23 protein-coding genes and 1 pseudogene are annotated in these 26,662 nt (G+C 36.1%); 5 read left to right on the forward strand and 19 right to left on the reverse strand.

Annotated features, from left to right (window positions below):
• Nucleotides 1-5: 5 nt before the first annotated feature.
• The 9 genes from pstC to EM308_RS07600 form a co-directional block, all read right to left on the reverse strand.
• A complete protein-coding gene (gene pstC, locus EM308_RS07560) occupies nucleotides 6-899 on the reverse strand; it encodes a phosphate ABC transporter permease subunit PstC (protein ID WP_035634493.1) in 894 nt (297 codons plus the stop codon).
• 94 nt (nucleotides 900-993) lie between these two features.
• Nucleotides 994-1,941 (reverse strand): PstS family phosphate ABC transporter substrate-binding protein, encoded by a 948-nt coding sequence (locus EM308_RS07565; protein WP_035634495.1) that lies wholly within the window; start codon nucleotides 1,939-1,941, stop codon nucleotides 994-996.
• A 103-nt stretch (nucleotides 1,942-2,044) separates the two neighbouring features.
• Entirely contained in the window at nucleotides 2,045-4,618 is a 2,574-nt protein-coding gene (locus EM308_RS07570) for a TonB-dependent receptor (RefSeq protein ID WP_035634498.1), read from the reverse strand.
• A gap of 253 nt (nucleotides 4,619-4,871) precedes the next feature.
• A complete protein-coding gene (locus EM308_RS07575) occupies nucleotides 4,872-5,285 on the reverse strand; it encodes an RrF2 family transcriptional regulator (RefSeq protein ID WP_035634502.1) in 414 nt (137 codons plus the stop codon).
• A 310-nt stretch (nucleotides 5,286-5,595) separates the two neighbouring features.
• A complete protein-coding gene (locus EM308_RS07580) occupies nucleotides 5,596-6,432 on the reverse strand; it encodes a TPM domain-containing protein (protein WP_035634507.1) in 837 nt (278 codons plus the stop codon).
• Between the two features lie 3 nt (nucleotides 6,433-6,435).
• Entirely contained in the window at nucleotides 6,436-6,873 is a 438-nt protein-coding gene (locus EM308_RS07585) for a TPM domain-containing protein (protein WP_035634509.1), read from the reverse strand.
• 114 nt (nucleotides 6,874-6,987) lie between these two features.
• Entirely contained in the window at nucleotides 6,988-7,575 is a 588-nt protein-coding gene (locus EM308_RS07590) for a LemA family protein (RefSeq protein ID WP_035634511.1), read from the reverse strand.
• Between the two features lie 95 nt (nucleotides 7,576-7,670).
• Entirely contained in the window at nucleotides 7,671-8,003 is a 333-nt protein-coding gene (locus tag EM308_RS07595) for a MerR family transcriptional regulator (protein ID WP_035634512.1), read from the reverse strand.
• 89 nt (nucleotides 8,004-8,092) lie between these two features.
• Nucleotides 8,093-9,070, reverse strand: coding sequence for a M23 family metallopeptidase (locus tag EM308_RS07600; RefSeq protein ID WP_035634515.1), 978 nt, complete (start codon nucleotides 9,068-9,070; stop codon nucleotides 8,093-8,095).
• A gap of 209 nt (nucleotides 9,071-9,279) precedes the next feature.
• Here EM308_RS07600 and alaS point away from each other — a divergent pair, with 209 nt between their 5' ends.
• The 4 genes from alaS to EM308_RS07620 all read left to right on the forward strand — a co-directional run bounded on the left by alaS (nucleotide 9,280) and on the right by EM308_RS07620 (nucleotide 14,227).
• Entirely contained in the window at nucleotides 9,280-11,910 is a 2,631-nt protein-coding gene (alaS, locus tag EM308_RS07605) for an alanine--tRNA ligase (RefSeq protein WP_035634517.1), read from the forward strand.
• 122 nt (nucleotides 11,911-12,032) lie between these two features.
• The gene (locus tag EM308_RS07610) at nucleotides 12,033-12,410 is read left to right on the forward strand and encodes a GxxExxY protein (protein ID WP_035634518.1); all 378 of its coding nucleotides are present in this window, start codon (nucleotides 12,033-12,035) and stop codon (nucleotides 12,408-12,410) included.
• Between the two features lie 244 nt (nucleotides 12,411-12,654).
• A complete protein-coding gene (locus EM308_RS07615; RefSeq protein ID WP_035634521.1) occupies nucleotides 12,655-13,605 on the forward strand; it encodes a GSCFA domain-containing protein in 951 nt (316 codons plus the stop codon).
• Between the two features lies 1 nt (nucleotide 13,606).
• The gene (locus EM308_RS07620; RefSeq protein WP_035634524.1) at nucleotides 13,607-14,227 is read left to right on the forward strand and encodes a DUF4230 domain-containing protein; all 621 of its coding nucleotides are present in this window, start codon (nucleotides 13,607-13,609) and stop codon (nucleotides 14,225-14,227) included.
• A 135-nt stretch (nucleotides 14,228-14,362) separates the two neighbouring features.
• On the opposite strand, the gene EM308_RS07625 is transcribed toward EM308_RS07620, so the two are convergent.
• From EM308_RS07625 to EM308_RS07650, 6 genes are all read right to left on the reverse strand, one after another.
• The gene (locus EM308_RS07625; RefSeq protein WP_035634527.1) at nucleotides 14,363-16,126 is read right to left on the reverse strand and encodes an aromatic amino acid hydroxylase; all 1,764 of its coding nucleotides are present in this window, start codon (nucleotides 16,124-16,126) and stop codon (nucleotides 14,363-14,365) included.
• Nucleotides 16,127-16,458: 332 nt separating this feature from the next.
• Nucleotides 16,459-16,851: a group III truncated hemoglobin gene (locus EM308_RS07630; protein ID WP_035634530.1), complete on the reverse strand. Its 393-nt coding sequence runs from the start codon at nucleotides 16,849-16,851 to the stop codon at nucleotides 16,459-16,461.
• Nucleotides 16,852-16,925: 74 nt separating this feature from the next.
• Complete coding sequence (gene ilvA / locus EM308_RS07635) at nucleotides 16,926-18,170, reverse strand: threonine ammonia-lyase IlvA (protein ID WP_035634533.1); 1,245 nt, start codon at nucleotides 18,168-18,170, stop codon at nucleotides 16,926-16,928.
• A 17-nt stretch (nucleotides 18,171-18,187) separates the two neighbouring features.
• Nucleotides 18,188-18,628, reverse strand: coding sequence for an ACT domain-containing protein (locus EM308_RS07640; RefSeq protein ID WP_051877653.1), 441 nt, complete (start codon nucleotides 18,626-18,628; stop codon nucleotides 18,188-18,190).
• A 445-nt stretch (nucleotides 18,629-19,073) separates the two neighbouring features.
• Nucleotides 19,074-20,234, reverse strand: a complete 1,161-nt coding sequence (fucO, locus tag EM308_RS07645; protein ID WP_081907227.1) for a lactaldehyde reductase — start codon at nucleotides 20,232-20,234, stop codon at nucleotides 19,074-19,076.
• 258 nt (nucleotides 20,235-20,492) lie between these two features.
• Nucleotides 20,493-21,434 carry a dihydrodipicolinate synthase family protein gene (locus tag EM308_RS07650; protein WP_035634536.1) on the reverse strand — a complete coding sequence of 314 codons (942 nt, stop codon included), beginning with the start codon at nucleotides 21,432-21,434 and terminating at the stop codon, nucleotides 20,493-20,495.
• A gap of 537 nt (nucleotides 21,435-21,971) precedes the next feature.
• On the opposite strand from EM308_RS07650, the pseudogene EM308_RS07655 reads away from it, so the two are divergent.
• Nucleotides 21,972-22,871: pseudogene (locus tag EM308_RS07655) on the forward strand (IS1595 family transposase).
• 76 nt (nucleotides 22,872-22,947) lie between these two features.
• On the opposite strand, the gene EM308_RS07660 reads toward EM308_RS07655, so the two are convergent.
• From EM308_RS07660 to EM308_RS18155, 4 genes are all read right to left on the reverse strand, one after another.
• Nucleotides 22,948-23,511, reverse strand: a complete 564-nt coding sequence (locus EM308_RS07660) for a DUF4136 domain-containing protein (protein ID WP_035634539.1) — start codon at nucleotides 23,509-23,511, stop codon at nucleotides 22,948-22,950.
• Between the two features lie 386 nt (nucleotides 23,512-23,897).
• Entirely contained in the window at nucleotides 23,898-25,877 is a 1,980-nt protein-coding gene (locus EM308_RS07665; protein ID WP_035634542.1) for a urocanate hydratase, read from the reverse strand.
• 81 nt (nucleotides 25,878-25,958) lie between these two features.
• A complete protein-coding gene (locus EM308_RS18040; RefSeq protein WP_157503395.1) occupies nucleotides 25,959-26,099 on the reverse strand; it encodes a hypothetical protein in 141 nt (46 codons plus the stop codon).
• A 64-nt stretch (nucleotides 26,100-26,163) separates the two neighbouring features.
• Nucleotides 26,164-26,340, reverse strand: coding sequence for a DUF5522 domain-containing protein (locus EM308_RS18155; protein WP_197056109.1), 177 nt, complete (start codon nucleotides 26,338-26,340; stop codon nucleotides 26,164-26,166).
• Between the last annotated feature and the right edge of the window lie 322 nt (nucleotides 26,341-26,662).

Genomic DNA, 26,662 nt, shown 5'->3' on the forward strand with positions numbered 1-26,662 from the left:
TGGGTTTAGTTATTTCTTTTTTCGATTCTGTATAAAATAATTCGCGAAAGCGCATTGAATACAAAGATGATGACAAATAGGAGCAGGGCTGCAAACATCAATGCCGAATCATACATTGGGATAGACATCATTTCGCCATAATTATTGGCAATAAGCGCAGGCAATGGGTAAGCCGAATCGAATAGATTTTGTGGTACTTGAGCCAAATTTCCGCAGACCATCAAAACGGCGATGGTTTCTCCAAATGCTCTGGAAATGGCAAGAACAACTGCTGCGACAATTCCGTCAGTTGATTTTCGTAGGAGCACTTTTTTGACAGTTTGCCATTGTGTAGCGCCCAATGACAAAGAAGCGTTTCTTAAATCCTGTGGGACATTATCAAATACTTCGATTACGATACTGATAATTAACGGAAAAATCATGATTGCCAAAACGATTCCTCCCGCCAGTACTGAATAGCCTGTGGTGAACTCAACAAAGTGAGGTGCAATTCTTTCCTGAATTAGAGGGACAATAACCAAAACACCCCAAACGCCGTATAGCACAGGTGGAATTCCTGATAATAATTCAATTAACGGTAAAACCAATTTTCGTACGCGAATATGGGCATATTCCGAAAGATAAATCGCTGTAAGTAAGGATAAAGGCAAAGCAATGATTATGGCAATTGCGGTTACCCAAAGAGTACCTACTATAAATGGATAAAATCCGAAGGCCTCTTTAAAAGGTTTCCATTCGGATGAGAATAATAAATTATAAAGTGAAGTGCTGTTTAATATCGGCACAGACTTGTAGAACAATCCTAGCGCAATCAATATTACCGTTGAGATAGATAAGAGGGTAAGCGCTAAGAATGCTTTACTGATGATGCGATCCTTGAGTAATCTGATGTTTTTCATTTAATTGCAATAAACCACCCCTGACAAAATTTTTCAAAAACCCTCAAAGTTTTCTTTTTTTGTCTAGGGTGGATGTTTTTTATTTAGAAGAATATTAATTTACTTTCCCTAATTCTTTCTTTAATTTTTCTTGCGAAAGCTTGATGTATCCTGCTTCCGAAACATATTTTTGACCTTCAGTCAGAATGTATTTTAAGAATGCTTTTACGGCGGCATTTTTTGGTTTTCCTGTAGTTACAAAGTATAAATCTCTTGCCGGCGGTGAGGGATATTTACCCGAAGCAATAGCCGCAATCAATTTGTTCGTATCTCCATAAAAATTCTCATCCGGATCGAGTTTGCCATTGTTGTTTAAGTCAATTGGAGCGGGAACAATTCCGTTTGTCGGTTTATTGGTTTTGGTATCATAAATGTAAACGATGTTGTTAAAACCAATTCCCGAAGGATCTCTTTGTACAGCCTGTGCCAATCCCGGATCACCAAAAACAGCAACTCCTTGTAAGTCTTCTTGTTTTTTGCCAAAATATGCAGCCCAGGTTTCTGCAGCTCCAGCCGCATCCGATCTTGTATAGACATGAATAGGTGCTGCGCTTTTGATTCCTAGAGTATTCCATGTTTTGTATTTTCCGGTGATGAAAATATTATTGAAAGTTTCTTTTTTTATCCCTTTTTGATACAGTACTGTTTTGAAAGGGCTCGAAGCACTTATTGTCGGGATTACAGCATCTTTTGTAACGGCAATTGGATAAGCGCCTTTTTTATATTCGGCGGCATTTATTTCACGAGAAACCAATCCGATGTCGGTTACTTTGGATAGTACATCTGTTATTCCTTTTCCGGCACCTCCGGCCTGAATGTCAATTTTAACTTTTGGATTTTTTTTCTTGAATTCTTCAGCCCATTTCACTGTAATTGGGTACAAAGCAAAAGCTCCTGAAATACTAATGTTTCCTGATACCTCCTGTGCAGAAACTTTAGCAGGTGTTATGTTTGCTATTATCAGCGCGACTAATGTTAGCAATACTTTTTTGTGTGTTTTCATCTTGATTTTTTGGTTTTTGTTTTTTGTTTTTTTTGAAATAAATAGAAATGACAAAGTTAACTTGTCTGTTATGTCAAGTTAACTTTGTGATTTTATGAAATGATTATAGAGAATACTTTAATGTAACTCCATAAGTAATCTGGTCTCCCAGTACTGCTGCATATTGTCCTGCGTTTCCTCCGGCAGGCAATAATTGCTCATAATAATTTTTGTTAAAAAGGTTACGTCCCCAAATATGAACTGATAATCCTTCTGATGCGCGGAAACCAAGACGACCATTGAAAATAGAATAGCCTGGAACCACTAGATATTTTGAAGCAGAAGGACTCGATGAGAATGAAGAACGAGAATAAGAATCGATTGCTAGGAATATTTTTCCGTTATTTCCGAAGAATTTTGCGTCTCTAGAATATTCTCCTCCCAAAGTTCCAGCCCATCTTGAAATACCTGGCAAATCAGTTCCTGAAACATCTTTGAATGAAACCGCTGCTCCTGTTTCTTCCAAAGGTAATGGGGCATTTGTAAATTTTTGATAGATTCCTTCAGTATAGGATAATGCTCCATTGAAACTTAAATTTTTGTTTGCTACTATACTCGCATCAACTTCAAAACCTCTTACTCGTACTTTATCTGCGTTTGCAAGATATCCGCGGTTAACGCCTAATTCAGGAGATTGAACATTGGTTTGATAATCTTTAATTTCGGTATCAAAAGCTGTCAAATTCAATATTGAGTTTTTAAATGGAGATGTTTTTACACCCACTTCATAATGGTTTACACTTTCCGGTTTAACTACTGCAAGATCAGCTAGTGTTTGACCTGCTGCTGGTGTAGGAAGTCCAGCTACATTCACCCCAACTGGTTTGTAACTTTTCGCATAAGTACCATAAACATTAATTTTATCAGTTGCTTTATAAGATGCTGTTATGTTTCCAGAAAAGTCCGTGTTATCAGTGCTTGATGAAAAAGCTTGATCAGTATAAACCTTCTTTTTTAATGCTATTAATGCTGGATCTGTGGTCTGAAGTCCACCGTACGTTTTACGGTTGTAATCGGCGTCTTTTTTGTCAAAATTGTATCGTAAGCCAGGTAAAATATGAAGTTTTTCAGTGACCGCCCAATCCAATTGACCGAAAGTTGCGGCACTGGATGATCTAATACTCGAAACGGTTTTTATTCCATATCCTTCAAGAAGTCCTGGGGTTTTCCATAATGCACCAGCAGGGGTATTACTAGGACTGTCTTGAGCAAATCTCCATTGTGCATTACCAGATTCTTCTGTTCCGTTTGTTTTTACAGTTTGGTCAATGAAGAAGACACCTGCAACACCAGTTAAATTTTTGGCAATTTGTCCTGCGTAGCGAACCTCTTGGGTAATTTGTGTTTGTCTCGAAGGATTTTGTGATTTTGCTAGTTGTTGTAATCCTGTAAAATCCCTGTCATTTGATGGATCCCAATTCCAAAAACGCCACGCTGTAGTAGAGGTAAGTGTTCCTTTTCCAATTTTTGTGTCTATATTTAGGGATGCACCACCAAGATCTTGTCCAGAACGCCATGGAGTATCGTGGTCAATTTTTCGATCAAAAGCATTCAAAGTTGGTAATTTGTAATTCAAATCGGCAATGATAGCGTTAAATTGACGGTAAGCGGCTCTTTGCGTTGGAGCGACACCCGCAACAACTTGAGCATATCCATCTGGGCGTTGAGTGGTAAGGTCGGCAGACAAAGTGATATTGGTGTTTTCTGTCGGAGTAAACAATAATTGTCCTCTAAATCCTTGGTTGTTCAAGGTATTGGTTGATCTACCTGTGGCAATGTTTTCAACTAAACCATCTCGTGACGTACCCGAAAATGATAATCGTCCTGCTAATTTTTTTGCCAAAGCTCCTGTAACAGATGCTTTTGCTTGTAGATAAGAATAATTTCCGTAACTAACTTCAAAATCGGCACCCGAAGTAAAGCTTGGTTTGCGAGAAGTTATATTAAAAGCTCCTGCAGTTGTGTTTTTTCCAAACAATGATCCTTGTGGCCCGCGTAGTACCTCAATTTGATCCACATCAATAAAATCTAAAGTTGTTGCTGCTGGACGTGCATAATAAACACCGTCAACATAGAAACCTACACCTGGATCTATACCGTCATTAGTAAGTCCAAATGGAGAACCAAGTCCGCGAATATTGATACCTGTATTTCTTGGGTTTGAAGAATATAATTGTACTGAAGGAACCAATTCCTTGATGCGGTTCACATTAAATGAGCCTGTTTGTTCTGCTTGTTTTCCGGTTACAACTGATACCGCAATTGGGATATCCTGTGCTTTTTCTATGCGACGTCTGGAAGAAACTACTACTTCGACCAAGACATTTTCGCCTTCTGGCGTTAAGCTTATTTCCAAGGGAGCTTCCGTTGGTTGGTTGATTTTTATTTCTTTGGAAGTATAACCCACATACTGTATCAAAAGGGTAAAAGGAAGTTTTTCGTGAGTGTCTATGCTGAATTTCCCCTCTGCATCAGATACGGTATTATATTTTGTGCCTTTTATAAGAATGTTAGCTCCCGGCAAAGAGTTATTTTGGTTGTCTTTCACAAATCCTTTAATTTGACTTTGTGCCCAGGAAGATGAAAAAATGAATAGTAGTATTATACTTGATATTGTTTTTATTGATATAGTTCTCATTGTTATGTAAATTATATGTAATTAGTAGAATTTAATTTTAAATTTTTTTTGCTCTAGCACATACACATACGCATCAGTTGACTGATGTTTTTTTCTACACTTGAATGAACGGTGACTTTGGTTTGGGGCCTGACTTCAATTTTGTTATAGCTAATTGTTTGCATAGGGTAAAAATTTACTTGATTATCTTTTTTAATTTGATGCAAATATATAATTAATTCTATAAAAATAGTAGAACTAAGAAAATATTTTTTTATTTTTTTACTAATGAGGCGATAGTAATGCCTTGCATTGCTTTCAAAGTTTCATCTCGAATAGCGACCAATCCGTGTCGTAGATGGCATTCCGCTTCGTTTTGGCAATCGGTGCAACGCTCATAAAAATTTAATGAAGCACAAGGAAGTAATGCGATTGCTCCGTCAAATAATCGGTGAATATCGGCCAAAGTAATGGTTTCTTTGTCTTTTAAAAGGTAATATCCGCCGTATTTTCCCTGTTTACTACCTACAAAATGGCCTCTTTTTAAATCCAAAAGTATTTGTTCCAAAAACTTTTTTGGAATATTGGCTCCTTCCGCAATTTCAATAGTTCTTGAAATATGGTTTTCATCTTGCTGAGCTAGATAAAGAAGTGCTTTAAGAGCGTATTTGGTTTTGTGTGAAAGCATTTGGGCAATTAATTTTTTATAATGATATAAAATTAGATAAATTCTTTTATGGAATGAATTTTCGATTCAAATATAGACTTTTTTTTAATTTTTTTTTAAAATTTTTCGCCTGCAAAATAATGTTGTTTTTTTTGGGGTTCAAGTGGGACAATTTCTTGTTTATTTGTAAATATGATTCTTACAAAGCCACGAAGACGCAAAGAAATCGGTTCTAAACATTGAGCTTTTGCGAGAAGAAATCTAACTTGTGAATTTGTGGTTAATTTCAAAAAAGAGAGTCCTTACCGAACTCTCTTTCTAAATTATACTTTTACCAACTTCCGCTGGAGCCTCCACCGGAGAATCCGCCACCGCCAAAGCCGCCACCGAAACCTCCGCCGCCAAAGCCACCTCCAGATGAACCTCCGAAGCCTCCTCCACCGCCACCGAAACCTCTTCCGAGATTGCTTAGGATAATTACGTCGAGTAGGCTAGGGCCTCCGCCTCCGCCTCGGTTACCGGAATTGCCACCGCCTGAATTTCGGTTTTTGGAAAATAAAAACAAAATGATGAGAACAATGATAATGAATGGAAAAAGCGGAAATTCTTTTTCTCTGTGTTGTTGTTTGCGTTCTCCTTTGTATTTGCCTTTGAAAACATCAAATAGCGCATCGGTTCCTTTGTCTAGACCACGATAATAACTTCCGGCTTTGAATTCGGGAATAATAATATTTCTAATTATTTCTCCACCAATTCCGGCGGTTAATCTGTCTTCGAGACCATAACCAGGATTGATGGCTATTTTGTGTTCGTTTTTGGCCAAAAGTATTATAACACCATTATCGTCTTTTTGAGTTCCTCCAACTCCCCATTTTTGCCCCCAATTGGTAGCGAGAATATTAACGTTTTCGTTCTTGAGGCTTTCGATAGTAATTACTACAATTTGGGTTGTTGTCGAATCCGAATATTTAATGAGTTTTTCTTCGAGTTGGGCTTTTTCCTCTGGACTCAAAAGATTGGCATAATCATAAACGGAAGTTTGTAAACTCGGTTTTTCTGGAATTGTAAATTGAGAGAAGACACAATTGCTTGAAAAAAGTACAATCAGTAAGAATGCTAATTGAAAAATCCCGTTGGAATTTAATTTTTTTAATGTTGGAATTTTCATTGGTTATCCTTTTGATATTTCGTTTGACAATTCATTGGTGTCTCCTTCCTGCCAAGGAAAATATTTTTTTAATTCATTTCCAGCTTTTAAAATGCCATCAATTAATCCTTGTTTAAAATTTCCTTGTTTGAATTGGGCTACCATGGCATCTCTAGTGCTATCCCAAAAATCAGTTACGACAACATCGTTGATGCCCTTGTCCCCGCAAATAGCAAAGGTTTTGTCCTCTACTGCCAAATAGATTAAAACACCATTTTTCAATTCGGTTTCATTCATTTTCAATTCATGGAAAACTTCTTTGGCACGTTCGTAAGGAACCAAGGACGTTGTTTTTTCGATATGAACTCGAATCTCGCCCGAAGTGTTTTTCTCGGCTACGCGAATAGCTTCAACAATTTCTTGCTCGTCTTCTTGGCTTAAAAAATGTTCTACTTTTGACATTTGGATTGATGATTTTTGAATGGAGATTAACGATTTTTGATTTTATTTTGAAATACTTCGTCAGTTCGCTTTCGCTCGTGTCAAAAATCGTTAACCAAAAATTTTAAATCGTTCTTAGAATTTTACTTCAGCAGGTTTGTCTGCGCCAGCTACTGCTTCGAAATAAGGCTTTTCTTTAAGGCCATATATTCCTGCCAAGATATTTCTTGGGAAAGTGTTAATATTATTGTTATAAGGCTTGACCGCTTCATTAAAACGAGTTCTAGCTGTCAAAATTTGATTTTCGGTACTGGCTAGTTCATCTTGTAATTTCATAAAGCTTGCATCAGCTTTCAGGTTTGGATATTGCTCAACACTAACCAATAATTTTGATAAAGAAGAAGAAACTCCTGATTGTGCAGAATTGAATGCAGCTAGTTGTTCTGGAGTGACGTTTTTTGGGTCAATTGTTATTGCAGTAGCTTTGGCACGAGCTTCGATTACAGCTGTTAAAGTACTTTTTTCATGTTCAGCATACCCTTTTACGGTGTTTACTAAATTTGGGATAAGATCATTTCTTCTTTGATAAGAAGTGTTAACATTTCCCCAGCTTTCTTTCACGTCTTGTTCAAGTGTCACTGCGTTATTATAAATTCCAGAAGCCCAGCTGTAAATTCCAATGATTACTACTGCTACTATAATCCAAGGCAAAAATCTTTTCATGTTTGTCTAATTTTAAGTTTAATATTTAATTGTTTTATTTGTTATTTAATGATTAGTGAAATTGTCATTACAATTGATTTTTGACATTGATATTGTCAAAGCTCATTTTTAATATTGGTCAATTGCAATTTTATGGCTTCTAGTTTACTGATGATTTCATATTTGTCCATTGTTTTCTTTTGTCCTTCTTTCAAATGGATTTTGGCTCCTTCCAAAGTAAATCCTCTTTCTTTGACCAAATGATAGATAAGCTGAAGGTTTTTTACATCTTCGGGCGTGAACATTCGGTTTCCTTTGGCGTTTTTCTTTGGCTTCAGGATGTCAAATTCGCTGTCCCAAAAACGAATCAGGGATGCATTAACATTAAACGCCTTGGCCACTTCGCCTATGCTGTAATATCTTTTATCTGCTGATAATTCTATGTGCATGTTTTCTCTTGAATGTTTTTTAAAATGTATTTATCTTTTCTTTTTCGTTCAGACTGAAATCTGAAAACTGAAATCTGCTGACTGGAATATTAATCCAAAGACTGATTCTCTTGGTTCGCAATCTTAGAAATAGCAACGTATTCTACTGCCGAAATATTGCCATAATAAAAATTGAGAGGATTAACCACTTTTCCGTTTTTGTGTACTTCATAATGTAAATGTGGCGCTTCTGAACGTCCTGTGCTACCTACATAACCAATGATATCGCCTCTTTTGACTGATTTCCCGGGTCGGCAATTGTATTTACTCAAATGAGCATAAAGCGTTTCGTAACCGTAACCGTGCCTGATAACGACGTGATTCCCGTATCCCGAAGCGGTATTGTCTGCTCTTTCTACAACTCCGTCACCGGTGGCGTAGATTGGTGTTCCCGATTTGGCCGTAAAATCCATTCCTTCATGCATTTTTTTTGCTTTGGTAAAAGGATCGGTTCGGTAACCAAAACCTGAGGCCATTCGTTTCAAATTTTCATTTTTTACAGGCTGTATCGCTGGAATTGCCGAAAGAAGTTGGCTTTTGGCTTTGGCGAGTTTTACAATTTCATCCAGTGATTTGGATTGAATAGCTAGTTCCTTGCTCAAAGCGTCTACTCTTTCAGTAGTATTGATTACCAATGTTGAATTGTCATATCCCTGCAAAGCAGCGTAACGATTTTTTTTTGAGTAACCCGATTTACGTTCATCTATAGGAATGGCAGCAGTGTTAAAATAAACACGGTATAAATTATTGTCCCGATCTTCAAGATCTTCGATCACATCATCTATTTGATCCATTTTTTTGTTTAAAATGGCGTAATTCAATTTTAAATTTTCCACTTGTCTTTCCAATACGCGGTCTTTTGGTGTATCAAAATAAGGAGTGTTCAGTAAAACGACAAAAGTCAAAAATCCAAACAATGCCGAGGCCAATAAAAACAGAACGACGTAACCAAATTTTTTTCTTTTTCTGGTTTTAATTTTCCGAAAGGCTAGATTTGCTGAATCGTAATAATATTTTACTTTCGCCATATTTTAAAATACCCTATTTTTGCAAATTAGTTAAGGATAAGTCGAACAAATTTAATAAATGTTTCAGTTGTTCTTCTATTTTTTTAATAATAAATAATTTAGGTAATTGGGTCAATTAGATAATTAGATAATTTTTAATTGTCTAATTGTCACATTTTCAAATTGTCTAATTATCACATTTTCTAATTATCACATTTTTTAATTTAAATATGAAATCACAAGACATACGTAAACAATTTTTAGATTTTTTTGAAAGTAAAGGGCATTTAATTGTTCCATCGGCTCCGATTGTTCTTAAGGATGATCCAACCTTGATGTTTAACAACTCGGGAATGGCGCAGTTTAAAGAATATTTTCTTGGCCTTGGAACTCCAAAAAGCAACAGAATTGCCGATACGCAAAAATGTCTTCGTGTTTCTGGAAAGCATAATGACCTTGAGGAAGTGGGGATTGATACGTATCACCACACGATGTTTGAGATGCTGGGGAACTGGTCTTTTGGCGATTATTTCAAGAAAGAAGCCATTCACTGGGCGTGGGAATTGTTGACTGAAGTTTATAAAATCCCGAAAAATATTCTGTATGTTTCTGTTTTTGAGGGAAATGCTGAAGAAAATGTGCCTTTTGACCAGGAAGCTTGGGATATTTGGAAAACATTGATTGACGAAGACCGAATTATTCTTGGAAACAAAAAAGATAATTTCTGGGAAATGGGAGATCAAGGACCGTGTGGGCCGTGTTCTGAAATTCACGTTGATATTCGTTCTGCTGAAGAAAAAGCTTTGGTTTCTGGTAAATCTTTAGTCAATGCCGATCACCCGCACGTGGTGGAGATTTGGAACAATGTATTTATGGAATTCAACCGTAAAGCTGATGGTTCGCTAGAGAAATTGCCTGCGCAGCACGTGGATACAGGGATGGGATTTGAACGTCTTTGTATGGTTTTGCAAGGTGTTCAGTCGAATTATGATACCGATGTTTTTACTCCGCTAATCAGAGAAATTGAAACGATTACCGGAACTAAATATACAATTAAGGCCAAAAATGAGGCCGAGGAAAAAGTAAATATTGCGATTCGTGTAATTGCAGATCACGTTCGTGCGGTGGCTTTTGCCATTGCCGATGGTCAATTGCCATCAAATACGGGAGCTGGTTACGTAATTCGAAGAATTTTGCGTCGTGCGATTCGTTACGGTTTTACCTTTTTGAATACCAAAGAGCCTTTTATATACCGATTGGTAGAAACGTTGAGCGCACAAATGAGCGGTTCTTTCCCTGAAATTCGTTCACAAAAAGCGTTATGTTCGAATGTAATTCGTGAGGAAGAAAGTTCTTTCTTGAGAACTCTTGATCAGGGATTGGTGTTGCTCGATGCTGTGATTGCAAATCAATCAGGTAAAATAATCGATGGTAAAAAAGCATTTGAATTGTATGATACTTATGGTTTCCCTATTGATTTAACGGCTTTGATTCTGTCTGAAAAAGGATTGCAATTGGACGAAAAAGGTTTTCAGGAACAATTGCAGTTGCAAAAGGAACGTTCTCGCGCTGCTTCTAAAGTTACAGCCGGAGACTGGAATGTTTTGGTTGAAGATGATGTTCAGGAATTTGTGGGTTACGACCGATTGAAACACAATGTGAAAATCACCAAATACCGTAGAGTGGACAGTGTGAAAGACGGTGAAATTTACCAGTTGGTTTTTAATGCTACGCCTTTTTATGGAGAAAGTGGTGGACAAACTGGAGATAAAGGATATTTGGAAGCCCAAAACGGTGATATTATCTATATTATCGATACCAAAAAAGAAAACAACCAAACGGTACATCTTGCCAAATCACTTCCTGATAATTTAACTGAAAGTTTTACGGCTGTTGTTGATGAAAAACAAAGAGCAAAAACATCAGCAAATCACTCGGCAACGCATTTGTTGCACCAAGGATTGCGAAAAATATTGGGAACGCATATTGAGCAAAAAGGATCGATGGTTCGAAATGCTTCGTTGCGTTTTGACTTTTCTCATTTTTCTAAAGTAACGGATGATGAACTTAAAGAAGTTGAGGATTTCGTGAATGCAAGAATCCGCGAGAGTTTGCCTTTGATTGAGAAAAGAGCTATTTCTAAGGATCAAGCTTTGGAAGAAGGTGCAATTGCTTTGTTTGGTGAGAAATATGGTGATTTGGTTCGAATGATTAAATTCGGTGATTCGGTGGAATTGTGCGGAGGAACTCACGTTCCAAATACAAGTGATATCTGGCATTTCAAAATTACTTCGGAAGGGGCTGTTGCAGCCGGAATCCGTCGTATTGAAGCTATTACGAGTGAAGCGGCCAAAGAATTTTTTGAATCGCAATTGCTTTCGTTTTATGAAATTAAAGAAGTGTTGAAAAACGCAACGGATCCTGTAAAAGCTATTCAGGCGATGCAAGACGAAAATACTTCTCTTAAAAAACAATTGGAAGTTTTATTGAAAGATAAGGCTAAAAACATGAAAGGGGAGTTAGCAAAAGAATTACAGGAAATTAACGGAATTCAGTTCCTTGCCAAACAAGTTGATTTGAGTCCGGAAGGAGCCAAAGACTTAGCTTATGATTTGGGAACTTTGGGAACAAATGTATTCTTGGTATTGGCAACCGCCGATGGAGGAAAACCAATGTTGTCTTGTTATATCTCCAAAGAATTAGTTGCAGACAAAAAACTAAACGCGGGCCAAGTGGTGCGTGAATTAGGGAAATACATCCAAGGTGGAGGAGGAGGGCAGCCTTTCTTTGCTACCGCAGGAGGTAAAAATGCTGATGGAATTGCTGAGGCTTTGGAAAAGGCGGTTGAGTTTGTGAAGTAGTTCTCGCATAATTCATATTAAGTCTCGCAAAGACGCAGAGGCGCAAAGGTTTTGTTTGATAAATATTACTTTGTGTTTTGTGTTTTTGCGAGATTTTTAGTATATTGTCTAGAAATAAAAAAATGACTGAAAACGAGATTTCTAGGATTATTGTTGATGTTTCTTATAAAATTCATACTAAGCTAGGGCCTGGATTATTGGAGTCGGTTTATGAAGCAATCCTTTATTATGAATTGACTAAACGAGGCTTGAATATTGAAAGACAAAAGCCTTTACCAGTTATTTGGGATGATGTGTTTTTGGACATCGGTTTTAGAACTGATTTGATAATTGAAGATAAAGTGATTGTAGAAATAAAATCGGTTGAACAGATTGCAAATGTACATCCCAAACAACTTTTAACTTATCTAAAAGTAACGGGGATGAAATTAGGATTACTGATTAATTTCAATGAATCATTGATAAAAAATGGAATTACCAGAATCGTAAATAATCTTTAGCTTTTTTCTCTTTATTGTTTAAAGCAGTTTCTCAATAGGATTTTGTTAAATTTGTTTCTAGTAAAGGCGCAGACAATGTTATTAAGTTAAGCATTTCTCGATAAGTTTTTTCTAAATATGGATCTCGCAAAGTCGCCAAGACGCAAAGTTTTACACTGAATTCTTTGCGACTCTGCGCCTTTGCGAGAAAGAGTTTAATCAAAGACTTGGCTAGATATATAAAATTGGATTACAAATAAAAACAATGAATTTCAGAACCAAAATAGCTATTCCCAAAAATCCCAACCCCATAAACTACAACTCCAAAATAGTTTCGTTGGGTTCTTGTTTTGCGGAAAATATGGGTGATAAATTTCAGTATTTTAAATTTCAAAGCGCAACCAATCCATTCGGAATTATTTTCAATCCGGTTTCAATTGAGAAGATTGTAGATAGAGTGATTAATTATGATTTATTTACTGAAGAAGATATTTTTTTTCACAACGAGCGATGGCATTGTTTTGAAGTGCATTCGGATTTAAGTCATTCTGATAAATCGAAATTATTTACAAATCTGAATCAAATTTTGGTGGAAACCAAAAAACAATTACAGGAAGCCTCCCATGTTATTATCACGTATGGGACTTCTTGGGCGTATCGAAATAGCGATAAAGACATCATAGTCGCAAATTGCCATAAAGTGCCGCAAAAACAGTTTACCAAAGAATTGCTTTCTGTTGCGACCATTGAGGAAAGTATCAAAAAAACAGTACAGCTCATTCAATCGATAAATCCAAAATGTAATTTCATTTTTACTGTTTCGCCTGTGCGCCATCTCAAAGACGGTTTTGTCGAAAATCAGGTTAGTAAAGCGCATTTAATTACATCGATTTTCGAAACAACAAACAATAAACAACAAACGATAAACTATTTTCCGAGCTACGAAATCATGATGGATGAACTCCGTGATTATCGTTTTTATGCCGAAGATATGTTGCATCCAAATTCGGTTGCGATTGATTATATCTGGAAACGATTCAGGGAAGCCGCTATTTCAGAAACTGCTTATCCTACAATGGATGAAGTGGAAAGTATTCAAAAAGGATTGCAACACCGCCCTTTCAATCCTAATTCAGAAAGTCATCAAAAGTTTGAAGCTCATTTGAAGGAAAAAATAGCGAAATTAGCAGTTCAATATTCATTTATGAAATTTTAATATGATAAAGAGAATAATCGTTGGAGCCGTAATTGTTTTGGCAATTGTTTTGGCATTCAAATATTGTGAATTCAAAAAAGAAGATGATTCTTCATTAGATTATAATACCAATTTGATTCAACAACAAATAGTCAATGTTGGTAAATTGGTTGTTACAGAAGGGCATTTTTCAGAAGTGGTGACCTACAAAAACCAGCAAAAGTATATGATGGATATGCTTTCATTTGAGAAAAAAGCATTGGTAATTGTCAATGCTGATGTTAGTATTTCATATGATTTGCATCAAATGAAATATGAAGTAGACGAAGCCAATAAAACCATTACCATTATTAGTATTCCCAAAGAAGAAATAAAAATTAGCCCCGATATCAAGTTTTATGATGTCGAACAAAGTCAGATGAATCCGTTTACCGGGGATGATTATAACAAAATTAATAAATCGGTAAAAGCCAATTTAGCTAAGAAAATTGAGAAATCTACCTTGAAATCCAATGCCCAAAACCGCTTGATAAGTGAACTTTCCAAGATTCTGATTCTTACCAACACTATGGGTTGGAAACTGCAATACAATGGTAAAGAAATCTCAAACGAAAAAGAATTGCAACAGGATTTGAAGTTGTAAAAAGATTTAACCGCGAATAGATATAGATAAGTGATTAATGTTTGAAGTTTTTTAAACGCAAGGAGCGCAAGGATAAGAAACCGCAAGGGACACAAAGCTTTGCGTCCTTGCGGTAAATAATAAGTGTTAGTTTTTTCAATGTGTCATATCTTCATTTTCAAAAATCAATTCCAAACCATTCGAAATTAATTTTTTGATTTCGGGGCGTTGTTTTTTTAGGTTTTCCAAATGTAAAAGGACTTGTTGCAATAAATTTGTTTCGTTTCGTGTGTGCAAAAGTTCAGCCAATTCCACAGAAAGTAGCCAGTCGTTAGGATGATTATTTTGAAGTTTTTCAAAAATAGGTTCCAATGAAGTCGTTGTGTCATTCGATTCGCGAATGTTTCTCACGGTTTGGTACAGTACTTCAAGATCGTCTCTTTCGGCAGTATGTTTTGCTTTTATGGTTTTGCTTGAAGTTATATGCGAAATCAGATCAAAACTGTTTACATCGGCAGGGCCGGAAAAAGCCGAAACCAGTTTTTTGCCCACAGCCATATCATAATTGCCCCATTCGGGTTGGAACAAAACAGTGTCTCTGTGTGTCACCGTACAGTTCTTAAAGCAAATAAGTATAATCTCTCCGTGAAGATTTCGTTTTCCAGTAATGATTTCTCCAACTACTTTGATATCGCCTTCAAATTCCAATGTGGTGGTATGACCTTCATAAACATTGTAGGCTTTTAAATCACGCGGACTCATGTCTTCGATTGCCAGATTGATGCCTTTTAGTTTACCGATTGGACTGCCAAATCCTTCGGGATGGCTATTGATTCCGTGTCCAACCAATTCTTTTTCACGATAGGACAAAGCTGTTTTGCCTGTAGTTTGAAAGTAAATTGGTTTTCCCTCATACTCGATTACATTTGTAAAAACACCTGAGATTTGTAAACCAGTACTCAATTCAGTAGTTCCCAATGCTTTGGAATGAATTAGTTTTTTTAGTCCAGATAATCCGCCTGTGCGTAAAGCCATGGTATTGGCAAACTCTTCCAGAATGAGACTCAAAAAAGCAAAATCGGGAGTGACATACAATTGCGGTTGTAATTTGGTGATGTCAAAACTTTGGGTTGCAGCCGAGAAATCATAAGGGATTTTCTTTACATTATCAGTCATGCACCAAGCACTTTCTCCGATGGAAGACAATAATCCGGCACCGTAAATTTTTGGATTTTCCAATGTGCCTATTAAGCCGTACTCTACAGTCCACCAGTGTAGGTTTCTTATTTGAGCCATTTCGGATAATTCGCCCATATTGTTTTGCAGGTCTTCCACGGCTTTTTCGGCAGCTTGGATTTCGGATTGTGGTGTGTCTTCGGCTTCTTTCAAAATAGAAAGTAACCGAATAGCTTCGTACATTTCGTAATCTTTATGCGAAGAAATGGCTTTACAACCTATTTCTCCAAAACGGCGCAGGTATTCCGCATATTCGGGATTGGCGATAATTGGAGCGTGGCCGGCTCCTTCGTGAATAATGTCGGGAGCGGGAGTGTATTCAATATGTTCCAGTTGACGAATATCGGAAGCGATGACTAAAACATTATAGGCCTGAAATTCCATAAAGGCATTTGGAGGAATAAAACCATCAACGGCAACGGCTGCCCATCCAATTTCACTCAATATTCGATTCATGCCGTACATACTTGGAATGTGGTCTATCTCAATACCGGTTTTTCTCAAGCCTTCGAGGTACGAACTGTGTGCTACTTTTGAAAGATAATCGACGTTTTTGCGCATTACATACCGCCAAACCGCTTGGTTTATTGGTGTGTATTCGCTGTAATCCTGAGGTTTGATAAATTGTTTCAAATGCTTTGGCAAACGATCCAATAACGGATTACTTTTTATTTTTGAGCTCATCGCGAAATCGATATAGTTATAGCTACAAAATTACAATATTAAGAGGCGAAAAGGAATTTTTTTAAGCCAAGAATTTCTGAAGTTGTGGTTCTTTAGAAAGAAGGTTAGAATTTTGGAAAGAAAAATAATTTGATCTAAATGATTTTTAGCTTATTGAAATTTAATTAATAGCCAGCATTTTGTCATTCCGAGGTACGAGGAATCACACTAATAGTAAACGTTATGTGATTCCTCGTACCTCGGAATGACAAAGTAATTCTCTTTTTTTAAATAAAAATACCGCAGTTTACAAATAAGTAACCTGCGGTAATTTTAGTTAGTGCGTTTTTTTTCTACAAAAGCGGATGCTTCGCTTCGTGTCTGAAATATTCGATTTTGTAATTAAACATTTCGGCCATATTTTTGGCTCTCAGTTTTGCTTCTTCGGCTAGAGGGCCTTCAAAAAGAGAATTTATTGTTTCACCAAAAATTTCCATCCAACGAGTAAAATGTTTTTTCTCGACAGGGAGTTGTTTGTGTGGAGGAAAAGGGCTTCCAGAATACGTATGTTCTTCTAGCAGAATAGTTTGCCAAAAACGATACATTTTCTCCAAATGTTCTGGCCAGCGGTCGCCTATTTTTTCATCAAAAATAGAACCAATTAGTTCGTCTTTTCTCACATTCGAGTAGAATGTGTCTACCATTAATTTGATATCTTCTAAGTTTGTTATGTCTTTGTGTGTCATTTTTTTTTGGAAATAAAATAGCTTACCCAAAGGTAGCCTATAATTAGAAAATCGACAGAAAAAGATCTGTTAATTTATCCTATTAATTGGGTGAATAGGTCATGCTTTTCGTTTAGGTATCGGTATTCGAATCCTTTGCTATCCATATTGTTTTTGATGGCGTGAATGTCATTCGGATTCTTTAGTTCGATTCCAACAACTACAGATCCTACTTCGCGGCTATTTTTTTTGGCAAATTGAAAATAAGTAATGTCATCGTCGGGGCCTAAGATGTCGTTTACAAATTCCTTCAATGCACCGGGACGTTGAGGAAACTGTATCATAAAATAATGCATTAAGCCTTCATATAGCAATGAACGTTCTTTGATTTCGGCAGTTCTTTCGATGTCGTTGTTGCTTCCACTTACAATACAAACAACCGTTTTTCCTTTTATTTGTTCTTTGTAAAAATCCAACGCCGCAATAGTCAAGGCTCCGGCAGGTTCGACCACCATTGCTTCTTCATTGTACAAGCGCAAAATAGAGGTACATATTTTTCCTTCGGGAACCAGTATAATGTCATCTAAGTTTTTTTGGCAAATTTCAAATGTCAGATCTCCTACTTGTTTGACTGCAGCCCCATCCACAAACTTATCGATAGTTTCTAATGCTGTGTTTTTATGATTGGTAATCGAAGTTTTCATCGAAGGTGCGCCAAGAGGTTCTACACCAATGATTTTGGTGGTAGGACTGAGTTCTTTGAATACAGTTGAAAGTCCAGAGGCCAGTCCGCCGCCACCGATGGGAACAAAGACATAATCGATGGGTTGTTTGTAGGTATCCAAAATTTCTAAGCCAACCGTGCCTTGGCCTGCGATGACTTCTAAATCATCAAAAGGATGGATAAATGTCTTGCTGTTTTCTGTGGCGTCTGCTACGGATTTTGCGTAAGCGTCATCAAAAGTATCGCCTGTCAAAACAATTTCGACATATTTTTTTCCAAACAACTGTACTTGTTTTACTTTTTGCTTGGGTGTGGTTTTTGGCATATAAATTTTGCCTATTATTTTCAAAAGATGACAGGAAAAAGCAACACCTTGCGCATGATTTCCTGCACTGGCACAGACAATTCCGTTTTCTTTTTCGGCGGCTGTCAAAGAACTGATTTTGTTATAGGCTCCTCTAATTTTGTAGGATCGAACGACTTGCAGGTCTTCACGTTTTAGTAAAACAGTTGCGCCAAATTCCTCTGATAAGTTTAGGTTCTCAATCAGTGGAGTAGTGGGGACAACATTTTGTAACTGTTTTTGTGCTTGTTGTATTGCTGTAAATAAAGTCATTTTTTTAGTATTTGGAATTAAAAGGAATCTATTAGTTCTAATTCGTTTATTAGTGTGTCTAATTGTAAGATTGTTTCGTTGTGTGTTTTGCTGATGTAAACGCAATAATCATTTTCTTGAAAAATTGGAAAAGCATCGATAATTGATGTAATTTCTTTTTTTCTTTTATCAGAATTAGAAAGTTTTAAAAGTAGAATTTGATGAGTTGAAAGTTCTGTTTTAGTCTGTAAATAACATTTAAAAACTTCGATGATTTTCTCCATTTGATGCACTATGTTTTGAACTGTCGATTCTGTTTCAAGAATTGTAATCGTAAAACGATATAAATTTACTGTTTTACAAAAAATTACCGAGAAGCTGTTTATGTTTATTTTTCTTCGGGTCAAAATAAGAGCTGTTTTGCTGATTAATCCTTCCTCCTTTTCACTGAAAAGTGTTATTGTAAATTCTTGTTTCATTGTTGATTAGTAAGTTTTAGGTTTTAAAAAAAAAGCCTTTCGCTATTTTGACAGAGAAAGGCTTTATTGGCAAATAGAATCCTGACTCGTCATGTGATACGAATAATGATAATTGCAATTATAATTGTTGCTGAATTTTGCATATTTGATTAAAATAAAAAAACCTCCCGATGTGGGAGGTTTCATAAATTGTATATTGATTACTTATTTACATAACACCTCGCCATAATTATCAAATGATAATTATAATAATTACGATGATGATGTTGATTAAGTGTTTCATTTTTTTCTGTTTAGACTGCAAAAATAATTTATTTTTAGTAATTAAAACTTAAGTAAAGACAAAAAAAACTTAATCTTTGGCTGCTTGCTTTTGATAAGAGGGCGATCCATTGTTTTTCAATGGATTATTTTATTCTGAATGCGCCTAAATGGTTATGATTAGTTAAAATGCTTTTTTATAAAGTTCCAATATGTCTTTTATTGTTACTTCGCGAGGATTTCCCGGTGTACAAACATCTTCAAAAGCTGATTTTGAAATTTTTTCAAGATCTTCTTCTTTAACGTTCAACAGGCGAAGTTTTTCAGGAATACCCACTTCCACGGCAAGGTCTTTCACCGCTTTCACCGCTTTCACTGCAGCCTCTTCAGCTGATAGATTTGTCACATCTACTCCCATTGCTTTTGCTATTTCGGCATATTTCCCAATTGAAGATTCCGTGTTGAATTCCATTACGATTGGTAATAATAATGCATTGGCCACTCCGTGTGGAATATCGTAATAAGCACCAAGTGGGTGAGCCATACCGTGTACCAAACCTAATCCTACGTTGGAGAATCCCATTCCGGCTACGTATTGTGCAACAGCCATACCATCACGAGCTACAATATCTGAAGGATTTCTAACCGCCACTGGCAAATGTTTAGTGATCATCTCAATGGCTTTTAGTTCGAACATATCCGACATTTCCCAAGCTCCTTTTGTTATATATCCTTCGATAGCGTGCGTCAAGGCATCCATTCCGGTTGCGGCAGTTACGCTAGGAGGCAAAGTTAACATAAGTTCCGCATCTACAATGGAAAGAATTGGAATAGCATTTGGATCTACACAAACCATCTTCTTTACATTTTCTTCGTCAGTGATTACGTAGTTGATGGTAACTTCGGCCGCAGTTCCGGCTGTTGTTGGCAGTGCAATGATTGGAACACATTTATTTTTTGTGTCAGCCACTCCTTCCAAAGAAACGACATCGGCAAATTCAGGGTTGTTGGAAATTATTCCAATAGCTTTTGCGGTGTCTATAGGTGAACCTCCCCCAATTGCCACAATCGCATCTGCCCCAGAGGTGCTGAAATCCTGTACGCCAGCTTTCACTTGCGCCACGGTTGGGTTTTGTTTTACATTAGAAAAAAAACTGTATGCAATATTTTCTGCATCTAAAACGGCTGTTACTTTTTCTACTACGCCAAATTTTATCAAGTCTTTGTCGGTAACGATAAATACTTTCTTTAGGCCTCTTTTTTTAATTTCGTCTGCAAGAACAGATCTGCTTCCTGCCCCATAATAGGACATCTCGTTTAAAATAATTCGTTTAATGGTACTCATAAATTTGGGTATATATTTGTTTTATTATTTGCTGTTAAGCTTTAATTTATAGGCGATTAGCGAATAAAATCTTTATAAACTATAGGCTATAAATTAAAACAGTAAATTATTTTCCAGACTATTTTAAAAAAAAATATACGAGAAAAACACCAACTGAATATCGAAAATTATCCAGTAGCTAATCCTTTTTTTAAGGATTTACTGTAAAAAAAGAAGAATCAACATAGTTTGTTGTAAAGAAGAGATTATCTGCTTTTTTTACCAGACAGCTTCTTCTTCATAGACAACTTCAACTCTGGCGTTTACTGTTGCTAGTGCTTTTTCTAATAGGATTTCAATTTTATCTTCTATCGCTTTTGCGTTTGGAATTTTTGTGAAGTCAATAGCTTTTCTGATTCCTCCCATTTTGAAACCTCTTTTTCGCATTGCAATTTTAAAGCCTAGTGGGAATGGCAATTGAAACATAGTTTTGACTAATTCAACGATTGATTCTTGACAGATTTTTGCTTGTTCAAAATTTCCGGATTCATAATGTTTTTTGATAGCGACAATGATTTCAGGATAAATACTAGCGGTTCCCACCATACAGCCATCCATTCCGAATTGAAGTGCATTCAAAAACATTTCTTCTCTTCCGATGAATAATTTGGTAGAGATTTTTTTGGACTTAACGGTATTTAACATTTGCATCATCGTAACTCCATTTGCACCAGAGTCTTTTATAGCTATAACCTTAGGGTTTTCAAAAAGTTGTTGCATTACGGCATCACTTATTGGAGTAGCGAAAAGAGGAATGTTGTAAGCAACGATGTTAATTCCTGTTTGATTTATGACTTCCTCGAAGTGTTTTATTAAATCATTGTCAGATGTAGAATAAAAGTATGGAGGAGCAATAATGACAGATTTTATTCCTAATTTTTGATATTCTTTTATAAGCTGGATAGAATCATAGGAACAAGAAGTTGTTGCTCCTGGTAAAACAGGAACTTTATCTTTTACTACCTCAAGAACCGCTTTAGTCACAGCAATACTATCTTCAATAGAAAAATGAATACCCTCACCTATCGAACTCACTGGAAATAAGCCATCAACTCCGGAATCAAGTAAAAATTGGGTTAATTTTTTTGTTTCTTCAATGTTTATGCTTCCGTCTGGGTGAAGAGGAGTAAGCATAGCTGGAATAACACCTTTGATATTCATAGTTTTTTATTTTAATGTTATTTATTTTGGTGGATTCAAGTAATAAAATAGATAGAACTTGTTCCTTGTTATTATTAGAGGAGATCTCTAGTAATTTGGACCGTAAATTATTTTTTTCTTTTTTTCCTTTGACTTCAGGTTTTGTAGGAGGGAATTGTGCTAAATTTGGGTGACAAAATCATTAACGATTGCGTCTTTTTCGGCCATATCTTTAGAAAGTGTTCCTTACCCTTGCCAAATCAGTTCTTTCTTTTTGGTATCCATAATAATTTATTTAAAATTTTATTATTTTTTTCCAACGCAAAAGAGACATGGTTGTCCTGTACCTGTCTACATATAAGCTGTTTACATCTTTTTTTTATATAGTAAAATTCAATAAATAAAACAGAGAAAAACATGATCTATATCAGTTTTTTTAGTGCTTAACCACCTACAACGTTTGAGATTTTCAACATTAAGAATTTCAAACGTTGTAATTAAAAAAAATTAACAATTTTATTTAAAAAAAAGACATGTCTAAAATCTGTAATTTTAGATATGGAATCATTCAAAGGAGGGAGTATTATAGATTTTTTTGACACGTTCAAAACAGATTTAGTTTGTTTAGAATATTCGGCTTCGATATAATGGAAAGGAAATTTTAAATACTCAAAATGTAATCACACGAAGTTTACAATTCGTAAGTTGAATTTTGCCAGAGATTGCAATTTGTGCCATCATGTTGAAAGTCCTAACTGCCTATAGAATTTTTCATAAAGTTAAGTTTGGCACACGAAAAGCTTTCGGTATTGTTTTCGAAATGGGTGCTACCACCAAAAGTTTATCTTCCTCACAAATGGCAAAACGCTATTCTATTAAGTTGGCCAACCGCTTGGTTATTCATGTATAAAGTTCGTTTGGCTATGAAAAGCAGTGAGTTAAATCCAATTGTCGGTACGGTTTATGTAGATGAATTTGTATATGGAGGTAAGGAGGATTTGAAACAAGGTAGATGCAATAATAGCAAGAAAAAGAAAATTGTTGTAGCTGTTGAAATTGATGATAAAGGCAGTGTGAAAAGAGCCTATTTTAAGAGAATTGACGATTATTCTTCGGATGAATTAGGTTAAATTTTTCACAGTCATATATCAACAGCAGCAAAAGTTAAAACAGGTAAGTGGACTGGCTATAAACCTCTAAGAAATGAATATAATATTAAACAAATTAAAAGTAATAAATCAGATTTTTTCGAGATTAATACCATTATTCATCAATTGAAATCATGGTTAAGAAGTGTTTATTCTTGGATACACGAGCAAAAATATTGAGAGGTATTTGGATGAATACAGTTATCAATTAAACAGGTCAATTCACAAATAAACTATGTTTGACAATCTAATTGTAAGAATGATGAATCGAAAGTGTATTAATTTACAGTCAATTAAAATAAGTAAATAACTGTAAACCTCTAAAAATAAAAAGAACTTGTTCCTTGTTATTATTAGAGGAGATTTTTAGTAATTAAGATCGTAAATTATTTTTTCTTTTCTTTTTTCTCTTTCACTTCAGGTTTTGCTGGAGGGAATTGTGCCAAAATTTGAGTGACAAAATCATTAACGATTGCGTCTTTTTCGTTCATGTCTTTAGAAAGAGTTCCAGATCCTTCACCTTGCCAAATCAGTTCTTTCTTTTTGGCATCGATAAGGTCTATGTACAATGTTCCTTCAGTTGACGATGAAACGTAAGTATGTCCTCCATACATATAAGGATTCCATCCCCATCCCCATCCGTAGCCATAAGCGGCACTGAATTGGTTCACACTGATTTCTTCTTTTGATTTAGTGAAAATATTTACCAATAAATCAGGATTATCACTTTTGGTCAATCCTTTGGACTGTAATTGTCTGTCGATAGCATTCAGGATTCTTTTTTTGTCCAAATCGGAAATTTCGACTTTGTCAATTCCAGATTTCATAAACGCAAACGTTTTATATTGAGCAAAATCTACCGATTTGTCATAATCAGAATATACTTTTACAGTGTCACAAGAAACAACCATGAAAAGTAATAGCAAAGGCAAGAGTTTGAATGTTTTCATCTTTTTTATGATTTATGTTGCTAAAAACTAATCGCAAATATCGTACCAATTAATTTATTCTAAATTAGTCAAAAAAAATCACTTTTGCAATGAAACGGTTAAATACATTGCTTATACTCATTAGACTGATTTATTTTGAAAAAGTTTAATTCAACACTGGGGTGTAATTCTATTTGAATAAAAAATGAAACATATAGGGACATAGATTTCATAGATAATCTGAAAAGGATGAATAGAAATAGCACTATTTTTACTTCGTCAATTCGCCCTTCGGTCTAGGGTCACATAGATGATTGCTATGTGAGAAGTGAAACGGTTATCTAGCTCTTAAAAAAAACTATAAATTCTATGTTTCTATGTGTTAAAAAATAATTTCATCCAATTGGTTAATTCAGCAATTCGTCATCCACTAAATTTGGAAGTGTAACTTTCAGCAAAGGTTCAGCTTCCATAGCTCTTCTTATTGCAAAAACCGCTCCTTCGTTTCTTGCCCAGCTACGTCTTGATATTCCGTTATTGACATCCCAAAACAGCATTGAAGCTAAGCGTCTAGAAGCTTCTTTGGTACCGTCCAGAACCATCCCGAAACCACCGTTGATGACTTCGCCCCAGCCAACACCACCGCCATTGTGGATGGATACCCAGGTTGCGCCGCGAAAACTGTCGCCAATTACGTTTTGGATAGCCATATCTGCCGTAAAACGGGAGCCGTCATAAATATTTGAAGTTTCCCTGTAAGGAGAATCAGTCCCCGAAACATCGTGGTGATCACGTCCTAAAACAACTGCACCAATCTCGCCTTTGGCAATCGCCTGATTGAAAGCTTCGGCAATTTTTACTCGGCCTTCGGCATCGGCGTATAGGATTCGGGCTTGAGAACCTACAACCAATTTGTTTTCCTGTGCGCCTTTTATCCACTGAATATTATCCTGCATTTGTTGCTGAATTTCATCGGGAGCCGTTTTGGTCATTTCTTCCAAAACTTGGCAGGCAATAGCATCTGTTTTGGCCAAATCTTCAGGATTTCCAGAGGTACAAACCCAACGGAAAGGCCCAAAACCGTAGTCAAAACACATTGGTCCCATTATGTCCTGCACATAACTCGGATATCTGAAATCTATATTGTTTTCGGCCATAACAGCTGCACCAGCACGCGAAGCTTCCAGTAAAAAAGCGTTTCCGTAATCAAAGAAATAGGTTCCTTTGGCCGTGTGTTTATTAATGGCCGCTGTATGACGACGCAATGTTTCCTGTACTTTTTCTTTGAATAAATCAGGATTATTAGCCATCATTTCATTGGCATTTTCAAATGAAATTCCAACCGGATAATACCCGCCTGCCCAAGGATTATGGAGCGAAGTTTGGTCGGAACCCAAATCGATATAAAGGTTTTCTTTATCAAATCGTTCCCAAACATCTACCACATTTCCGAGGTAAGCGATGGAAACGGTTTCGTTATTGGCTTTCGCCAAATTTACTCGTTGCACCAATTCGTCAAGGTTCTCGATTACTTCATTAATCCAGCCTTGACTGTGGCGAATGTGGGTGATTTTTGGATTCACTTCGGCACAAACTGTGATACAGCCTGCAATATTTCCGGCTTTGGGTTGCGCACCGCTCATTCCGCCAAGTCCAGAAGTTACAAATAATCCTCCTTTTGGACTGCGTTTTATTTTTCGGAAACCATTCAAAACCGTGATTGTTGTTCCGTGCACAATTCCTTGCGGACCAATGTACATATAACTGCCTGCGGTCATTTGTCCGTATTGGGAAACACCCAATGCGTTCATTCTTTCCCAATCATCGGGTTGGGAATAATTTGGGATTACCATTCCGTTGGTTACCACAACTCTAGGAGCTTCTTTGTGCGAAGGAAACAATCCCATCGGATGGCCAGAATACATTGTTAATGTTTGCTCATCGGTCATTTCAGACAAGTATTTCATCGTCAGTAAATATTGCGCCCAGTTTGAGAAAACAGCTCCGTTCCCACCATAAGTAATTAATTCGTGTGGATGTTGTGCCACCACATAATCCAGATTGTTCTGAATCATAAGCATGATGGCTTTCGCCTGTTCGCTTTTCCCTGGATATTCGGATATTGGACGGGCATACATTCTATAATCGGGACGAAAACGGTACATATAAATTCGTCCGTAAGTCTCGAGTTCGTACTTGAATTCCGGCAATAATTCGGCGTGATGTTTGGGTTCAAAATAGCGTAAAGCATTTCGAAGTGCCAGTTTTTTCTCGTCGTCGGTTAAAATTTCTTTCCGTTTTGGCGCATGGTTGATATTGGTTTCATACGGTTTTGGAAGAGGCAATATTGAGGGAATTCCTTGTTGTATTTGTTCTTGAAAAGTCATTTTTCCTAGTTTAAAATCTAAAAATAATCGATTTAATCTTTGTGCATGAGATTGACAAAGTGAGAATGCTTATAGCATAAACTATACCAAAAGTTTGATATTCTGATGAAAGAAATTCCAAGGTCTAAAATCGCCCAGATTTGTCATTCCGAGGAATGAGGAATCTTCGTTGTAAAATCGATAAAGATTCCTCATTCCTCGGAATGACAAAATTGTGGTCATACTTTGAGCAGAAAATCAAGTTTCTAATTCTGTGTTCTGAAATCTATATTCTTTTCTCTTTATTCTATTTTCTAATATTTCCTGTTTTCTTATCAAATCCGTACGGACAATGACGACAGCCACTTTTGCAGCAATATCCTCTTTTTAGATGGTATTTTTCGGTAAAGCATTTGTAACCTTCGGGAGTAAAATAAAAATCTTCACCTTCGATTAATTTATTTTCATTACTTTGTTCAGCCATTCTGTTTTTGTGCTTGAAAACCGTTATTGATTCTCATTAATTATTGTTTGGATTTACAACCGACTGATTGTGTTTTTCTTTAATTTGAGCTAAATAACCTTTACAAATCTATAAATTTTAAAATCAATGTTTGTTATTGTTGTCAAATTTTTAATACCGAAAGGATATCGCGGGTTGACTGTTTTTCCTTTTGTGTTTATTAAATATTCGTTTGACTCCCAAAATGAAACTTTGATAAATCACGAAAAAATACATCTCCGGCAACAATTAGAATTGCTTATTTTACCTTTTTTTATTTGGTATATTGTCGAATATGCGGTAC

This window comes from Flavobacterium gilvum, assembly GCF_001761465.1.
GTDB classification, from domain to species: Bacteria; Bacteroidota; Bacteroidia; order Flavobacteriales; family Flavobacteriaceae; genus Flavobacterium; species Flavobacterium gilvum.

Bases quoted from the DNA above. Each gene is read 5' to 3' on its own strand.
- pstC (WP_035634493.1), bottom strand. From the start codon at position 899: ATGAAAAACATCAGATTACTCAAGGATCGCATCATCAGTAAAGCATTC.
- EM308_RS07565 (WP_035634495.1), bottom strand. From the start codon at position 1,941: ATGAAAACACACAAAAAAGTATTGCTAACATTAGTCGCGCTGATAATA.
- EM308_RS07570 (WP_035634498.1), bottom strand. From the start codon at position 4,618: ATGAGAACTATATCAATAAAAACAATATCAAGTATAATACTACTATTC.
- EM308_RS07575 (WP_035634502.1), bottom strand. From the start codon at position 5,285: ATGCTTTCACACAAAACCAAATACGCTCTTAAAGCACTTCTTTATCTA.
- EM308_RS07580 (WP_035634507.1), bottom strand. From the start codon at position 6,432: ATGAAAATTCCAACATTAAAAAAATTAAATTCCAACGGGATTTTTCAA.
- EM308_RS07585 (WP_035634509.1), bottom strand. From the start codon at position 6,873: ATGTCAAAAGTAGAACATTTTTTAAGCCAAGAAGACGAGCAAGAAATT.
- EM308_RS07590 (WP_035634511.1), bottom strand. From the start codon at position 7,575: ATGAAAAGATTTTTGCCTTGGATTATAGTAGCAGTAGTAATCATTGGA.
- EM308_RS07595 (WP_035634512.1), bottom strand. From the start codon at position 8,003: ATGCACATAGAATTATCAGCAGATAAAAGATATTACAGCATAGGCGAA.
- EM308_RS07600 (WP_035634515.1), bottom strand. From the start codon at position 9,070: ATGGCGAAAGTAAAATATTATTACGATTCAGCAAATCTAGCCTTTCGG.
- alaS (WP_035634517.1), top strand. From the start codon at position 9,280: ATGAAATCACAAGACATACGTAAACAATTTTTAGATTTTTTTGAAAGT.
- EM308_RS07610 (WP_035634518.1), top strand. From the start codon at position 12,033: ATGACTGAAAACGAGATTTCTAGGATTATTGTTGATGTTTCTTATAAA.
- EM308_RS07615 (WP_035634521.1), top strand. From the start codon at position 12,655: ATGAATTTCAGAACCAAAATAGCTATTCCCAAAAATCCCAACCCCATA.
- EM308_RS07620 (WP_035634524.1), top strand. From the start codon at position 13,607: ATGATAAAGAGAATAATCGTTGGAGCCGTAATTGTTTTGGCAATTGTT.
- EM308_RS07625 (WP_035634527.1), bottom strand. From the start codon at position 16,126: ATGAGCTCAAAAATAAAAAGTAATCCGTTATTGGATCGTTTGCCAAAG.
- EM308_RS07630 (WP_035634530.1), bottom strand. From the start codon at position 16,851: ATGACACACAAAGACATAACAAACTTAGAAGATATCAAATTAATGGTA.
- ilvA (WP_035634533.1), bottom strand. From the start codon at position 18,170: ATGACTTTATTTACAGCAATACAACAAGCACAAAAACAGTTACAAAAT.
- EM308_RS07640 (WP_051877653.1), bottom strand. From the start codon at position 18,628: ATGAAACAAGAATTTACAATAACACTTTTCAGTGAAAAGGAGGAAGGA.
- fucO (WP_081907227.1), bottom strand. From the start codon at position 20,234: ATGAGTACCATTAAACGAATTATTTTAAACGAGATGTCCTATTATGGG.
- EM308_RS07650 (WP_035634536.1), bottom strand. From the start codon at position 21,434: ATGAATATCAAAGGTGTTATTCCAGCTATGCTTACTCCTCTTCACCCA.
- EM308_RS07660 (WP_035634539.1), bottom strand. From the start codon at position 23,511: ATGAAAACATTCAAACTCTTGCCTTTGCTATTACTTTTCATGGTTGTT.
- EM308_RS07665 (WP_035634542.1), bottom strand. From the start codon at position 25,877: ATGACTTTTCAAGAACAAATACAACAAGGAATTCCCTCAATATTGCCT.
- EM308_RS18040 (WP_157503395.1), bottom strand. From the start codon at position 26,099: ATGACCACAATTTTGTCATTCCGAGGAATGAGGAATCTTTATCGATTT.
- EM308_RS18155 (WP_197056109.1), bottom strand. From the start codon at position 26,340: ATGGCTGAACAAAGTAATGAAAATAAATTAATCGAAGGTGAAGATTTT.